A 15,437-nucleotide genomic window follows, 5' to 3' on the forward strand; every position below is an offset into this window, starting at 1 on the left:
GCGCGATTTTAATTTTGAGCCACTAAACCCAGCAAAATGAAAATTGTAAAACAGATCGTTTTTACCCTGTTTGCATTGATGTTCCTCAATGCCGGTCTCAACAAATTCTTCAATTATATGCCGGTGCCCAAACTTACGCCGGAACAAATGGAAGCATTTGGTGCCTTTATGAAAATAAAATGGCTGATGCCCCTGCTGGCTACCATGGAAACCACCGGGAGTATACTGGTGATCATTCCTAAAACGCGGGCCCTGGGCGCATTGGTGCTTTTCCCCATCATGACCGGTATTTTGCTGCATCATTTTACCATGGACCCCTCCGGGTTGCCCATGGTGCTGCCGCTGGCAGCGGTCCTGCTCTGGATCATCCTGGACAACCGGAAAAAATATGCGCTGCTGTTGCAGTAGTCCTGCGGGAATACACAATATGGCAACCGGTAAGAACGGTACTGATCTTTAGGGGGTGGTATGCATCCTACCCGGGCCTGCTATAAAAGAAGTATCTTTGACAGATACAAAAATATCCTGTTATGAATACCGGGAAACCTCATTATAGTTATGATACGCTGAGCGAAGCCGTGGATGACCTTATCCGCCGGGGATATACAGAAGATTTTCTGGCAATGGAAGAAAAGGATTGTCTTTATTGCAATCAGCACTCCCTTGAATTGTCGCCGGAAGAATTTGAAATTGACGAGGTCTATCGTTTTGAAGGCATGACCGATCCGGCAGATGAAAGCATCGTATTTGCCATTTCGTCTCAGAAGCACCAGATCAAGGGAACGGTGATCAATAGCTTCGGGGCAGATTTCGGGTACCGTTCTTCCAAACTGGTAGCGCATCTGAAACAGCACCGGGGATAAGCGGGTAACAGATTTTTAGTTTTTTTAACGCAAGGGGCGCGAAGATTACGCAAAGGGTGCTAAGAGGTTGCAACGGGCCGCGTCCATTGCGAACCTTGTGGGTGCGTTGTGTACATAGCGGTTGCTTTTACCGCTAAGAGCACGAGGATTACGCGAAGGGCGCGAAGAAATTACGACGATCCGGCCGTCGTTGCGAACCTAGCGGATGCATTGCGTACATTGCGGTTGCTTTTTCACCGCAAAGGCACGAGCGATACGCGAAGGGCGCGAAGAGATTACCACAGTCAGCCTCTATTGCGAACCTTGCGGATGCGTTGCGTACATTGCGGTTTCTTTTTCACCGCAAAGGCACGAGGGATACGCGAAGAGATTACCACAGTCAACCTCCATTGCGAACCTTGTGGGTGCGTTGCGCACATAGCGGTTAAAGAAGAACCAAAAGATAAGCTGACGAGTTCTGCGTCATAAATGATTTGCAATTCTTCTTATCCCATTTTTAATAAGGGTTACATTAAAGTTGATCAACATTCCGAGCTTACAACCCGAAAGTTTTAAATAGGTTAATACCTGCGCCAAATGAATATCATTTAGTGATTCTACAGCTTTTACTTCCACAATCAGTTTATTTTCGATCAGTAGATCTACGCGATATCCTGCATCCAGTTTTATTTCTTCATAAATGAGCGGCAACGCATCTTGTTTCCGGATAAAAAGCCCGCTTTTGCATAACTCATAAAACAAACATGCCTCATAAGCACTTTCCAGTAATCCCGGGCCTAAATGCTGATGAACTTTTAGCGCAGCGTTAAATACGATTCTGGATAGTTCATTTTCTGTCATAGGTAGCTATTTTGATGTTTAACAATAGGTGTGCGCCTGTGCGAGAGCGCATTCCGGTAGCATTGTAAATATAAATTAAAAAAGCAAAAGGTAGGTGGTTTTGCATTTATCTTATCATGGCGTCCTTACATTGCGGTTTCTTTTTTTAACGCAAGGGACGCGAGGATTACGCGAAGGGCGCGAAGAGATTACCACAGTCAGCCTCTCTTGCGAACCTTGCGGATGCGTTGCGTACATTGCGGTTGCTTTTTCACCGCAAAGGCACGAGGGATACGCAAAGAACGCGAAGAGATTACGACAGTCAGCCTCCATTGCGAACCTTGCGGATGCATTGCGTACATTGCGGTTTCTTTTACCGCTAAGACGCGAGGATTACGCGAAGGGCGCGAAGAAACTACAACGATCCGGCCGTCGTTGCGAACCTCGCAGATGCGTTGCGTACATTGCGGTTTCTTTTACCGCTAAGAGCGCGAGGGATACGCGAAGGGCGCGAAGAGATTACCACAGTCAGCCTCTATTGCGAACCTTGCGGATGCGTTGCGTACATTGCGGTTTCTTTTTCACCGCAAAGGCACGAGGGATACGCGAAGGGCGCTAAGAAAATACAACAATCCGCCTTTATTGCGAGCCTAACGGATGCATTGCGTACATTGCGGTTGCTTTTACCGCTAAGACGCGAGGATTACGCGAAGAGCGCTAAGAGATTACAACGGCCCGATTGCTCCCGTTACCGCTTTCTGTTGGCAGAAATCCAACCACAAAAGACTTATGCCTCTTTTGTGGCGCCGGTAAGTGCATCGGGCACAACTTCATCTGTTTTCTCAACATTTATACTTACCCGTAATGCGCGGAGCCCCGTTACGCCCTGTAACTCTTCGAGCTCTACGGCTTCGAGGTCGTTCAGCAGCAGTCCTTCTTCCTGCAGGTAGGCAATATAATCCCGGTATTCACGGGTTTCACTTTCGTTGAGGTATACCAGCGCAATCTTTCCTGGCTGCGTAAGCCGTTCACCGGTGTTCAGGATCCGCACTTTATCGATCCTTTTTTTGATCACCTGGTACCGGATATTATAACTTCCCTCTACATCAAATTTGTGCTCATCCTGCCGGAATACGATGTCGATGGGTGCCGAACGGATATAGATGAGCTGTGTGGTTTGCAGCGGAATTTCCAACCGGGGCAGCAGTGCATGTGTTTCCCGCGCAATCTCTGCCATTGCCTGTAACTGTCTTAGTCGCAGGTTTTGCAGGTAGTACCGGCTGAAGGGCTTATGCGGCGCAATATCCTGGCCGATATAGATATCAAATTCAAAACCGTCGGTTCTGAATTTTTCAAAATAATAGGGATAAAAAGTCTGCAGCTCATTATTAAACTGCTCCAGCCGTGCATTGATCGTATTGTTCACGGTTTTGAGCGCATTGTCAAACACACGGATGTGCTTAAGCACGCTGCCGGTATTGCTTTCGATCTCCACCAGGTACGGTTGAATGAGCGGCCGCAATGCCAGGTCTTTTTCATTCAGATCCTTCAGGAACGGGGTTATTTTATTTTCCAGGAACTCGTTGAGCTTGCCATATTCCGAATCGCGGATATCATGACTGATCCCCGAAAGCCATTTACGGCATTTGCCGATCATATCGTCTACAAGCAACAACCCGGTCCGCTCACGGATCTGCTCCAGCAAACCGATCAACAGTTCCAGCTGAAAAGCAGCATCGGCCGCCATGGCCTTATTCCGCTCGATGGTAGAGTTGCGGATATCAATCGCTCCATAAAGCGGGTACACTTTTTTAAACGATACTTTACCGATGGTACGTTTCTGATCCGACAGTCGGTTATCGCGCAGGTAATCCCATGCGGCCTGGTTAAACTTCCACTGCACTGCCGGCTGCAGGGCAGTAAACTTATCTTTTACGATGCTGTCCAGATGGTTGTCGAACTCGTCGATTGCATTTTTTAACAACTGAGCAATCACCGGGATGGCATCTTTCAGCTTCACCAGGCTTTGAAGATTGAGCACATCTTTTTTATAGGAATAGATCTCCAGCACACCGGCCACTTCGTTGCTGTGAAAAATGGGGAACAGTGCATAGGCCTGGATACCGGCCATATTTAAGAACTGCAGTAATTGCCGGGCATCTTCCGTTTGAACGGTTTCATCGATCAACACCGGCTTGGGATGATTCAGGTACTCTTCTGCAAGTTTTTGAAAACTTTTCCCGTTATCGATGCAGTGGTTGGGCTGCAGCAAAATACTGTTATTGCCGCTTTCAAGTGTAAATACCAGTTTATTGTTTACCCGCAGGTTGGGCAGCAGCCCAAATTCGATGGCCGGGCTTCCCATTAACACTTTCAATGAGTGAATAACCTGTTCGGTGTCCTCCTTAAGCGCAAACCGGTGCCGGCTGAGCACCACTTCCTTGATGCGCTCTACCGCATGTTCCTGTGTAATTTCTGTTACGGTGATGATGGCCAGTCCCCGGAACTTAAATAAATGCAGCGGCAGCTGTTTGATTCCCTGGCTCCAGTCATAATCCTCTCCCTTTATATCTTTTGCCCACTCAATCAGATTGAGCGGGGGTAGTTCGCCTTTGGCAATCACATCCACAAACCGCGTATCGATATTGATCTTAAAATACCGGGGCAATCCATCTTCCACATAAGACATGGCATAGCTTACCTCATTGCCCATGGGGATCTGCTGGCCGTACAACTTTTCGAAGACGACGGAATATACAAACTCCATGCGCTTCTGCACCATGGATTTGTCCTGTATCGACTGGATCATGGACCGGTGTAACACCTCGTTATTGCCTTCCATCATTTCATAAAAAGCGTCTGTGCCACATATAATCTGGGGGTCCAGGGGCACACTCAGTGCCCAGATCATTTTTTGCTCTTCTGCAAGCGCCGGTTCCACCAAACAGTACACCAATTCCAGTTCGTCTTTAAAGTGCACCATTTCCTCCGGCTTCAGTTCTTCTTTAAGATGCGGATTAGCCAGCAATTTTTCAAGAACAAATTCAAAGAAATGTTTTTTTAAAGTCGTTTCCCGGCTGATCCGGTCTTTAAGATATTGGATCAGCGGGTCAAAGGAAAGCACATTCTCCAGTCCGTCTATACGCACTGCTTTCCATTTTGCTAAATCGAGTAATTTGGTTTGCATGATAGTTTAAAATCTGAATCCAAGACTAAAATGAGGATACCACCCCTCCCTGGAATACCCGGCGAGCAGCTGTACCACCGCGATCTGCGCCGGCACAAAATACAGCCCTCCGCCTACACCGGTATGAATTTTCGGACTATTATACCCTTCGGCCCACACTTTACCGGCATCAAAGAAACCGGAAAAGCCCAGTTGCCCGGGCAGGATATAACTGCCTACATCCGCAATTTTTATGCGTAGCTGCAGGTTATTGTATAAAAGATGCTCCCCGGCAAACCGGAATTTCCGGTATCCCAGCAGGTTTTCCTGTCCGCCTAAAAACAGCGACTGATAAAACGGCGCATTTCCCACCGTAGCTCCACCGCCGATACGATCGGAGAAGACCACATTTCCGGTGGCGCCTAGTTTCCGGAAAAACGATAATTCCAGCAATAGCTGCGCAAAATCACGGGCTGCGGCGTTCAACCCTTTAAATCCCTGAACACGCAGGTTCAAAAGTCCTCCCGATGTGGGCAACAACTGATCATCCCTGGAGTCCGCCTCATAGTTTAAAACAAGTCCTGTGTAATTTTTGTTCTGATCTACCGAAGAACTGTCGTACGTTCCAACAAGCGAAGGCGTTGCAATCAGCTTTCCCAGGTTGTGATCGGCATCATAACGGTAATGCTGGAAAAACGGGGAAACCGACAGGGTTCTTGTATTTTTAAGGCGCCACCGCAGCCCCGGGGCAATATCTACCAGCGTAAACCGGGCACGGTAGTACCCTACGCCTTTTGATTTGTCGTATTCCGTTCCATTACCCAATCCGAAGAAATTCTGCACATTATCGGGAGCCATTACCCGGCCCGTTACCACCAGGTCTGCATTTCCGATGGCATGCAACCAGTCGCTTTTAAAGCGGAAACTGTTTGCCCCGGATGAGAAGGAATGCAGGTACGATAACTGGTGCGAATTGGCATAGGGCTTTTTCCGGAAACCCTGGTTTACAAACCGTACACCCAGCCCCAGCATGATGCCGTCATCCCTGTTAAAACCGAGGTTGGGCCGTATAAAGTACCGGTTGTAGAGGTCTGTGGGCACAAAGGCGGTATTGCTGCTGTCATTCGACAGCCGTTTCCGGATCTGCTGGTCTTCCCCGGTAAAGCTGACCTGTTCTTTTTTCCCGTATATGCGGATATTCTTTCTTCCGTTAAGTACCTGGTATTGCTTTTCATCGTTGTTCCCAATGATCCGCAATCTTATTTTGGAGCGGGTATTGATCACCACCCGGTCGTTACCGGAATGTATATACAGCCGGATCTCTTTCGTAACACCCGGATCAAATACGCGTTCGAACAGCTGATCCGAAACAGCATCTTCCTTATTGATCTTATGAATGCTGATCTTTAGCCCCCCGTTGCCGGCATCGGTGATCTGTACCTGCTCTTTCTTATCGGAGGTTTGTATGTCTACCACCCGGTTATAAAACCGGTAGTAAGTGGTCATTGCTTCCGGAAGCCGGCTCCGCCGTTCTTTCAGGATCGCCAGGAACCGGTCGTGATCCATTGCATAGGAAGATGCCGGGAGCCGTTTCAGCGCAGCTTCCAGCACCGAGTCCGTAACCGCAGCAGCAAAATGATGTACCAGCTCCATCCACTGATCATAATTATACTGGTTAAAAAAGCTGCCGTTTAATCCCCGGCCCGCCATGAAATAGGCATTTATTTTTTTGATCCGGCCCGTAAAGTCATGAAACCGCGGCATGATTGAAGGACCGGATGCAATGGTAGGCAGGATGCCCTGCACCACATGAAAAACCTGGTCGCGGTCACGGGGCACCGGCAGATACCGGCGGTCCTTCTTCTTTTTATCGTAGGCCCAGCGCCACTGGTCTTCATGCCGGTCCCAGTCTCCCACAAGCAGGTCTACCAGGCGGGCTTTGAAATAGGTGGCCGTGTCTACGGTATTGTCGTTATCCTTTAGCAGGTTCTTATACATTTTCTCGGTGTTGTCCGATTTCCCGATCGGCTCCCGCTCTTCCAGTAAACAAACCTTGTTGAAAAAATTATCGGCATAGGGCAGCAATGCCGTATCGGGTGCCACTACACCAATTACCGGGTTGGCATGGGGCACCCCTGCCGCTTCCGCAATCGGAGGCACAATGAGGGCCGAATAGGGATGTTGCCCGCTCAGGGCATCCGTAACGGCGTCCCTGGCAAACGTATTCCGCAACGCTTCCGGCAGCAGGATCTCCATATTCTTGTTCACGTTGCGCAGCACCCATTCTTCCCCGGAAGGACTTACCAGCCGGAGCGATTTGGTTTGAAGTCCGCCACCTTCTTTTACCGGTGTGAGTCCGCCGCTGATCTGTGAAATCCGCAGCACCGGCAGTTTAGCCGGAGCTGCCCATTCTTTTCTGAAATTTTCCCCGAACCAAACCCGGTGCCCACGTCCCGGCTTATCAAGCGCCGCGTTGGTGCGTACCACCACACTATCCATTGTTGCCAGGGATGCATCGTTCACCGCCTTTAACTGCTGCCCGGGTGTCATAAACGGCAGGCGGTATGTAAAGGCCTCCTGCATGCGCCCGCCTTCCATCATATAATAGCGGATCTTCAACACGCCGCCGGTAATAATATCTACGGTTACAAAGCCGCTGTTCTTTTTAGCAAAAAGACTATGCGGTCCTTTTTTTACGTAGGCATTTTTTGCACCCGCCCCGCTTACAATCTGCACTTCCTGCCCTTTTATAAATTGTAGCCCATGCTCATGTCCCGCCACATGCACCAGGTTTTTATACCCGCTGAATACACTGTCAATGAGGGCCGTCATTTCTTTATAGTCCGGATGCCCCTGGTCCTCGGGGTTGGGAATACTGCTCCGGAGCAGGGGATAAAGCGATCCGATCACCGGCAGGGGAATATAAAGGTTCTTATTCAGGTTGGTCAGCGGAAAGATATGGTCCTTCAGGTTATAACGGCCTCCATGCACGCCATAACTCTGGAACGGGTGGTGGCAAACCAGGAAGATCATTTTACCGCGGTTGCGGTTTACGATCTCAGAAAGTTTTTCCAGGAATGCTTCCTTTGTACTGCAGGCACATTCTTCACTGTTCTTTTCATGCTGAAACAACCACCATTCACTGTCGAAGGCGATCAATACCACATTTTCCGAAACCGGAACCTCTTCCGGACCGGGGCAGCCTTTTTCGGGCAGCAGCTTCAGGCGCGGATTGTTTTGTCCGTTCAAAAAAGCACCCTGGGCCAGGATCTTCCGGTATCCCTGTTTGCCCATCCGGTCCCAATCGTGGTTACCCGGTACAAACAGCACTTTTGCCCCCTTCTGAAGCATGGGTTCATACTGGGCAGACAGGACCTTTTCCGCAGCAGTAATGGCGGCCGCATCTTTCAGCGGCATCCCATTGGGATAAATATTATCCCCCAGGAACAATACCGTGGTTTTTTGATCCAATACCTTCTCCGCGGCTGTTTTAATTACCTCCGACTGATGGGGATTGATTTCACCCGCATCCCCGATCAATATCAGGCGGTTTTGAACGGAGTCCTGCGCCTGTATCCCGGTAAGCGGAATGAATAATAAAAGATATCCGATCATTTTCTTCAGCATAAGGGCTATGGTTTAAGCGCGAACTTTAAAACGGTGCCATAAGCTGCCTGATTTTTTTCGTTGCTGATCCATAAATTCCCCGCTTTGTCAAAGGCAATTCCCTCGGGCTGCGGAAACAGGGATGGCTTCAGGGCATGGGTTTCTTTTACATGCCACTCCGGATCGGCTACCAGCAGCAACTTATTTACAGAAGACAATATATACCATTCACCGGTTTTGGGGTTGCGGGCCAGGGCACTGGGCTTCAGCGCCGTTTTTTTCGATTTATTGTTCTGCCGGCCTGCCGCATCCAGCGTAAACGTTGTTTTTGTAACCAGCTCTCCACCGGTCCATTGTAAAATATACCCAGTAACCTGGCTGGTCTTTTTATCCGCTTCACATTGCTTGCACAGCACATACACCTCGTTATTCAGCGGGTCTGCATACAGCGCTTCATATTCCCCCGCAGGTACGGCCTTTTTCCACTCCTTTACGGAAGCCGCTTCGGGTTGCGCCGTTTCATTCAACGGGAAAGCATACAAACTGCCATCGCTCCTCAATACAACGATGTTACCGTTGCTTACAGACAGGTCTTCATAATCGCCTTTCTTACCAAATTTTGTAGCGGCCAGCGCTTTGCTGCCCGGTTGAAAATGAAATACGGTTCCATTTTCATCCTGAACGGCATAAACCGTATCACTGTTTGTGAAGGTAATTCCGGAGATCTCATCCAGTATCACCGGCATGTTGAAGGTTTCCGGCCGGGACAGGTCGTAACCGGCCGGGCTCGTATATTCCTTCTGCCCCATGCAGGAAACCGCCGCAAGGGAAAAAAGCAGCATACCGAATTTATTCATTTTCCGTATTTTTCTTTTAAGTAAAGGTAAATACCCCTTTGCGATCTGAAATCATTTTTGTTTCCGGTCAGGGGTATATTCTGGGCTGCTTCGCCGATCCATACAGCTGCTGCGGTATCCTCCCACTGCATTTGCAGGATCGTCATCAAATCCTTTTTCAACATAGGATCAAGTACAGGAAAACAAACCTCTATTCTCCGGTACAGGTTCCGGTTCATCCAGTCTGCCGACCCCAGGAATACCTGCGGGTTCCCGTTGTTCTCAAATAAAAAGATGCGCCCATGTTCCAGATAACGGTCTACAATTCTTTTTACTTTAATCCGTTCGCTTAAGTTTTCCACACCGGGTACGATCCGGCAAATACCGCGTACAATGAGGTTCACCATTACCCCGGCACAGCTGGCTTCATAAAGCTTAGCGATCATGACCTCCTCCTCAAGATTATTGAGTTTAATGGTAATGCCGGCCTTCCGGCCTTCGCGCGCATGGGCAATTTCCGTATCGATCAGTTTCAGGAATGCCTGCTGCAGGTTAAACTGTGCCACCAGCAGGGTATTAAAAATGCCGCGCTCTTCCGGATGGGGTTTCCGCCGCTTTGCCAGGAAAATAAAAAGGAGTTCCAGCTCCCGCAGCAGTGCCGGCCGCGCGGTAAATAAAATATGATCGGTATAAACCCGTGCAGAGGATTCGTTGAAGTTACCGGTGGAAAAAAGACCGTAGTCTTTTAACCGCCCCTCGTTGCTGATCCGCACCAGGGCCACTTTGGCGTGTACCTTCAATCCCGGAATGCTGTAAATGATCTTTACCCCTGCCGCCTTCATAGTCTTGGCCCAGCGGATATTGTTCTCTTCGTCGAACCGGGCTTTCAGCTCTACAAAAGCCGTTACCTTTTTCCCGTTCCGGGCAGCCGTGATCAGCGCATTGGCGATCCTGGAGTCCCTCGCCACACGGTACATGGTGGTATATATTTCTGCTACCTCCGGCCGCAGCGCTGCTTCATTAAAAAACCGCAGCACCGCATCATAGGAGGCATACGGTGTATGCACGATAAAATCTTTTTCCGCCACCTGTTCAAACAGCGAGACTGCTTCTTCCGGCACCATTGAAAACGGCGGCTCCGGAGGGTACAGCAGGGATGCTGGCCTTACCGGAAACGAAAAAAAATCTTTCAGGTTATGATAGTATCCGCCGGATGTGGTGCTGGCACCCTGCAACCCGTAGGTGTCAATGAGCGTACGCAGCAGTACGGGTGGCAGATCGGGCGGATACAACAGGCGCGTGGCCAGCCCGAAATCCCGTTTCTGGATCTCCTCTTCTATTTTTACAGCAATATCTCCCGCATATTCGTCCTGCAGGTTCAGTTCCGCATCACGCGTTATTTTAATATTGTAGGCGCCTTTAATAATGGCATTTGTAAAGATCACATCCAGGTGCATGCGGATGATATCATCAATAAAAAGCACATAGGTGATGCCGTTGTAAACAGTGGGTAAAAAGCGGGGTACTTTATCTGAAGGGATATTTACGATGCAGGCGCTCCGCCCGGTTTGCTGCTCCAGATCTACCAGCATGTATAGCTTATTGTTTTCGAGGAATGCCGGTTTTTCCGCATCCAGAGGTATCAATACGATATATGCCGCCAGCACGTCGAAAAAATAGGCATTCAGTGTGGCGCGGAGCCCCTCCGGAACGGGTTCATTATATACCAGGTGGATCTTTTCGAGCCGGAGCGCGGGAATGATCTGTTCCCTTAAAATAAACCCAAACTGCTGCTGCTGCTGGTTGATCAGTTCTATTACCACCTCCGTTACCGGGGGGCTTGTATCGGCTTCCAGCTTGCCGATGGCCTTTATTACCGGCATGCGCACCCGGTAAAACTCGTCCAGGTTCGATGAATAAATAGCCAGAAAATTAATCCGCTCCAGTAAGGGCACATCCTGCCGGGCTGCTTCTTCCAGCACCCGTCCGTTAAACTGCAACCAGCTGATATCACGGTCGTTCCGTTTTTGCAATAACTCCATCGCGCTTTATTGACCGTTAGTCGTTAAGGATCATGGCAATTAAAAACCCGATCACCGAAAAAATGATCCCGAACATAAAAATATTATAGGCCAGCCGCAGTAATTTGTATTTACGGCCCAGCACCACGCCTTGTGAAAACACATCTTTGATCAGCGTATCATACAAAAAATCCTTGTCGCCCATGATCTTGCGCATACCCGACGCATACTCATCCAGGTGCATGCGGTAAAAATTACCAAAGAACAGCAGGTTGATCTTTTTTGAATCCACTTCGTCCTGCGTAAACACTCCGTTGGGTAAACTGGGCCTTGTGGCCAGGATGCCCACCACCATGGTTACAACAGCGGTGGAAAGGATCAGGAAGGTGGGATATACCAGCGGGTCCTTTCCATCCAGCTTTCTTAATAATAAGGTGATGATGGCTGAAAGAATGATCGAATTTACGGTGATGAGGATCTGGGCCTTGTTATCGGCCATATCACTCAGCCGCTGATTATTGGTGGAGGTGATCCGGAACATGGTTTCGATACCGCGGCCGGGATCCTTCGGATTCTTTTTACCCGAAGCCGCCGCTTCACCCGCCTGGTCAGTCACCGGCAGCGGGGCCTCCTGCTTTTTTTCCTGCTGTTTGGCCAGCAGTTTTTCCAGGTTTTCCTGTTTTTTATCATTTAAAAGCAACCGGCAGTAGTCGGTATGATACCGATGTTGTTGCAACAGCAGGATAGCACTGTTGCGCCAGTCTTCCTTGGAGATCTTTTTCTGAAAAACGGCTTCTTCTTCTTTACGCATCAGTTTGTTAAACACCTCAAAATCGGCGGTGCCCAAATGAAAAAGATCCGCATCGCATACAATGGCCTCGAGCTGGTTGGTAGGCTGCTGGGGCATCTTTGTAGCTTGTATACACCCGGCAACGGCTGCTATAAACGAGGCATCCGCGTCCTTTGTGGTAAGATATTCGGTGGCCAGGCGGGCACCGGTGTCTTCATGTCCAACCCGCTCGCCGGCATAATATCCCAGGTCATGAAACCAGGCGGCAATCACCACCGTTGCATATTCCGGTTCCGGAAGCTGGTAATGATCTGCAATTTGTTTTGCTGCGGCAACCGCATGGGTAATATGTTCCAGGTTGTGATAATACAACTCCGGTTTGGGATGCCGGGCAATATATTGCCCCACGTATGCTTCAGCATCCTGCAATAAGGCCGTGTACTCCATTTTATTTTTTTAAGTGGCTCGCTAAGGCTCTGTTTACAAAGAAAATAGCGCAGTTAAAGATACGACGCGGATTTCAAAATGATTCAGTTTCAACGGCAGGAGCGCCAGGGTTCCGCCACATACGCCGGCCATCCTACAGAACCGTTTCCACAGGCTGGTTTTATGTGCCGCCGGGCAGGAGCCTGCGGAAAAGAGACGCATGCATGCGCGTTTGGAAGGTTTGAGCCGCTACCACGAATGACTACCTGCTTTTTTTGTAATAACGTTTTTGTAATAAGAAAAAATATCACAGAAATATTATTACAAAATTGTAATAAGAAATGTGTAATTAATATAAATATCACAAAATCTTTATTACAAAACGGCCTCAGCAAAGAACAGCACACCAGGTGTGTTAAATAACGTTTGAGAAGAACCGGTTTTTTAGAGAAACAATCCGAACCGCAGCAGTTCACTGTAACTGGAGCAGCCCAGTTTGCGCATGATATTTTTCCGGTGGGTTTTTACGGTTTCGCAGGAGATGAATAACTGTTCCGCAATTTCCCCGTTATTCAACCCATTGATTACCATGGAAAGGATCTTCCGCTCCCGCCGGGTAAGCTCCTGGAATAACCGGAGGTTTTCCACCAAAAAATCATGGTCGCTTAAAAAGCGTTTGAACCGGTTCAGATAATAAGGGAGGTCCGGTGCCTCCATTTCCATACGGATCACGGCCTTGGCATTATCGGCATCCCATTCCACCGCGATCAGCGGTTTGGTGTCCGGCAGCGGGGCAACAGGGGTTTCTTTCCTGGTGAGCCACTCCATCGCCTGTTTTTCGTTAGCGAAGAACCCGGGCCTTAAGGGCGCTTTACCCACTTCAAAAATTTCATATACAGAAAGCATGGCGAGTATATCCTGGCTTACCAGGATGCCTACTTTTTCCGTTATCCCTTTTTGCGCGCCGGGATAATTCAGAAAAGCATCCGTCCACTTTTGTTCCTCCGGCGTAATAATATGCCCGAATCTTGTGTTGTCCCAAAATGTATACCGGGGAAGCACCCGCTCATACGCCTCCTTAAACGCCCGGATAGCGCTTACATATTCATCTGAAGTTTTACATCTCAGAAAGTCGCCTTTCAGGATATCCGCACCCGGGATATACTCAATGGTGAAAGCATCCGTTTTATATAGGTTTTGAGACATGCTGTTACATTAAAACAAAGATACATATAAACAGGCAACCTCAAAAATACCGTTACAGGAGGCCGGAAAACGATGCGGTGGAACAAACCAGGCCGTTTTACAGCAGGAAACACCGGAAAAATGTTCCCAAAAAAGTATCTTTGCCGCTCATAAAAATCTGGAGCAGTTCATGAGTACACAATCCTTTTCCGAACAGGAAAAAATAAGAAGAGAAAAATTACAAAAATTAAAAGAGGCAGGCATTGAGCCTTACCCGGCTGCATTGTTCCCGGTAAGTCATTTTTCTGCAGATATCAAAAATAATTTTACTGAAGAAAAGAAAGAGGAATTTGCCCAGGTATGTGTTGCCGGCCGTATCATGAGCATCAATGATAAAGGCAAGGTATTTTTTATTAAGATCCAGGATAAACAGGGTCTGATCCAGCTTTATGTAAAGCGGGACGAGCTTTGCCCCGGTGAGGATAAATCATTTTGGGAGAACGTGGTAAAACACGGCATCGATCTGGGTGATTTTATTGGTGTTACCGGGTTTGTATTCATTACCAAAACCGGGGAAACCTCCATCCATACACAAACCCTCACCCTGCTGGCAAAATCATTAAAGCCATTGCCCGTAGTAAAACGGGATGAGGAAGGGAACGTTTTTGATGAAGTTACCGATCCGGAATTCAAATACCGGCAGCGTTATGCAGACCTGATCATTAACCCGGCAGTACGGGAAACCTTCCTGAAGCGTACCCTTCTGGTAAACTCGATCCGGGAATTTCTGAATAAGGAGGGTGCTTTGGAAGTGGAAACGCCGGTGCTGCAATCCATTCCGGGCGGCGCAGCGGCGCGTCCGTTTAAAACACATCACAATGCCCTGGATGTTCCGTTTTATTTGCGCATTGCCAATGAGCTTTATTTGAAAAGACTGATCGTGGGTGGTTTTGACTGGGTGTATGAATTCAGCCGTAACTTCCGTAACGAAGGAATGGACCGCACCCATAACCCGGAATTTACGATCCTGGAATTCTATGTGGCCTATAAAGACTATTACTGGATGATGGAAACAACCGAACAACTGCTGGAAAAAGCGGCACAGGATGTTTGCGGCACCACCGATGTTCCGGTTGGAGATAAAACCATTTCATTTAAGGCCCCTTTTCAACGCGTTTCTATTTATGATGCCATTAAGGAGCATACCGGCCACGATGTAAGTGCCCTGGATGAAGAAGGATTGCGCACCGTTTGTAGCCAACTGAATATTCATGTAGACAAAACGATGGGCAAGGGCAAACTGATCGACGAGATCTTTGGCGCAAAATGCGAAGCGCATTATATACAGCCCACATTTATTATTGATTACCCGGTAGAGATGAGCCCACTTACCAAGAAGCACCGCAGCAAACCGGGCCTGGTAGAACGTTTTGAACTGATGATTAACGGAAAGGAAATTGCAAATGCCTACTCGGAGCTCAATGACCCCGTTGAACAGCGCGAGCGGTTTGAAGAACAGGCAAAATTGCTGGAACGTGGAGATGAAGAAGCGATGTACATCGATTATGACTTTTTACGGGCGCTGGAATATGGTATGCCGCCTACCTCAGGTATTGGCTTTGGTGTAGACCGCCTGGTGATGTTACTTACGAATCAGCCATCCATACAGGATGTATTGTTCTTCCCGCAGATGCGGCCAGAAAAGATGGACTAACTAAAGTGATG

Annotated in this window: 10 protein-coding genes; 3 read left to right on the forward strand and 7 right to left on the reverse strand. The window is 48.5% G+C overall.

Annotated elements, in window-relative coordinates; translation table 11 throughout:
* Positions 1–36 precede the first annotated feature (36 nt).
* Together LQ567_RS15820 and LQ567_RS15825 are read left to right on the forward strand one after the other, a co-directional pair.
* Complete coding sequence (locus LQ567_RS15820; protein WP_231005711.1) at positions 37–408, forward strand: DoxX family protein; 372 nt, start codon at positions 37–39, stop codon at positions 406–408.
* Positions 409–530: 122 nt separating this feature from the next.
* Entirely contained in the window at positions 531–863 is a 333-nt protein-coding gene (locus tag LQ567_RS15825; RefSeq protein ID WP_231005713.1) for a phosphoribosylpyrophosphate synthetase, read from the forward strand.
* A 462-nt stretch (positions 864–1,325) separates the two neighbouring features.
* Here the strand turns inward: LQ567_RS15825 and LQ567_RS15830 are convergent, their stop codons facing one another.
* The 7 genes from LQ567_RS15830 to LQ567_RS15860 form a co-directional block, all read right to left on the reverse strand.
* The gene (locus tag LQ567_RS15830) at positions 1,326–1,703 is read right to left on the reverse strand and encodes a GxxExxY protein (RefSeq protein WP_231005715.1); all 378 of its coding nucleotides are present in this window, start codon (positions 1,701–1,703) and stop codon (positions 1,326–1,328) included.
* 766 nt (positions 1,704–2,469) lie between these two features.
* The gene (locus tag LQ567_RS15835) at positions 2,470–4,869 is read right to left on the reverse strand and encodes a GAF domain-containing protein (protein ID WP_231005717.1); all 2,400 of its coding nucleotides are present in this window, start codon (positions 4,867–4,869) and stop codon (positions 2,470–2,472) included.
* 6 nt (positions 4,870–4,875) lie between these two features.
* Positions 4,876–8,475: a BamA/TamA family outer membrane protein gene (locus tag LQ567_RS15840; protein WP_231005719.1), complete on the reverse strand. Its 3,600-nt coding sequence runs from the start codon at positions 8,473–8,475 to the stop codon at positions 4,876–4,878.
* A gap of 5 nt (positions 8,476–8,480) precedes the next feature.
* Positions 8,481–9,311, reverse strand: a complete 831-nt coding sequence (locus LQ567_RS15845) for an SdiA-regulated domain-containing protein (RefSeq protein WP_231005721.1) — start codon at positions 9,309–9,311, stop codon at positions 8,481–8,483.
* Positions 9,308–11,332 carry a polyphosphate kinase 1 gene (gene ppk1 / locus LQ567_RS15850; RefSeq protein ID WP_231005723.1) on the reverse strand — a complete coding sequence of 675 codons (2,025 nt, stop codon included), beginning with the start codon at positions 11,330–11,332 and terminating at the stop codon, positions 9,308–9,310. The genes LQ567_RS15845 and ppk1 overlap by 4 nt, the downstream gene beginning before the upstream one ends.
* A 16-nt stretch (positions 11,333–11,348) precedes the next feature.
* Positions 11,349–12,548: a Pycsar system effector family protein gene (locus LQ567_RS15855; RefSeq protein WP_231005725.1), complete on the reverse strand. Its 1,200-nt coding sequence runs from the start codon at positions 12,546–12,548 to the stop codon at positions 11,349–11,351.
* A gap of 423 nt (positions 12,549–12,971) precedes the next feature.
* Complete coding sequence (locus LQ567_RS15860) at positions 12,972–13,733, reverse strand: helix-turn-helix domain-containing protein (protein WP_231005727.1); 762 nt, start codon at positions 13,731–13,733, stop codon at positions 12,972–12,974.
* A gap of 169 nt (positions 13,734–13,902) precedes the next feature.
* Between LQ567_RS15860 and lysS the strand changes: the two genes are divergently transcribed.
* Positions 13,903–15,426 (forward strand): lysine--tRNA ligase, encoded by a 1,524-nt coding sequence (gene lysS / locus LQ567_RS15865; protein ID WP_231005729.1) that lies wholly within the window; start codon positions 13,903–13,905, stop codon positions 15,424–15,426.
* Positions 15,427–15,437 lie beyond the last annotated feature (11 nt).

The sequence above is a fragment of the Niabella pedocola genome, assembly GCF_021044425.1.
Lineage (GTDB): Bacteria > Bacteroidota > Bacteroidia > Chitinophagales > Chitinophagaceae > Niabella > Niabella pedocola.

Excerpts from the sequence above, each read along its gene's own strand:
- LQ567_RS15840 (WP_231005719.1), bottom strand. The coding sequence starts at position 8,475 with ATGCTGAAGAAAATGATCGGATATCTTTTATTATTCATTCCGCTTACC.
- LQ567_RS15825 (WP_231005713.1), top strand. The coding sequence starts at position 531 with ATGAATACCGGGAAACCTCATTATAGTTATGATACGCTGAGCGAAGCC.
- LQ567_RS15830 (WP_231005715.1), bottom strand. The coding sequence starts at position 1,703 with ATGACAGAAAATGAACTATCCAGAATCGTATTTAACGCTGCGCTAAAA.
- LQ567_RS15860 (WP_231005727.1), bottom strand. The coding sequence starts at position 13,733 with ATGTCTCAAAACCTATATAAAACGGATGCTTTCACCATTGAGTATATC.
- lysS (WP_231005729.1), top strand. The coding sequence starts at position 13,903 with ATGAGTACACAATCCTTTTCCGAACAGGAAAAAATAAGAAGAGAAAAA.
- LQ567_RS15855 (WP_231005725.1), bottom strand. The coding sequence starts at position 12,548 with ATGGAGTACACGGCCTTATTGCAGGATGCTGAAGCATACGTGGGGCAA.
- LQ567_RS15820 (WP_231005711.1), top strand. The coding sequence starts at position 37 with ATGAAAATTGTAAAACAGATCGTTTTTACCCTGTTTGCATTGATGTTC.
- ppk1 (WP_231005723.1), bottom strand. The coding sequence starts at position 11,332 with ATGGAGTTATTGCAAAAACGGAACGACCGTGATATCAGCTGGTTGCAG.
- LQ567_RS15845 (WP_231005721.1), bottom strand. The coding sequence starts at position 9,311 with ATGAATAAATTCGGTATGCTGCTTTTTTCCCTTGCGGCGGTTTCCTGC.
- LQ567_RS15835 (WP_231005717.1), bottom strand. The coding sequence starts at position 4,869 with ATGCAAACCAAATTACTCGATTTAGCAAAATGGAAAGCAGTGCGTATA.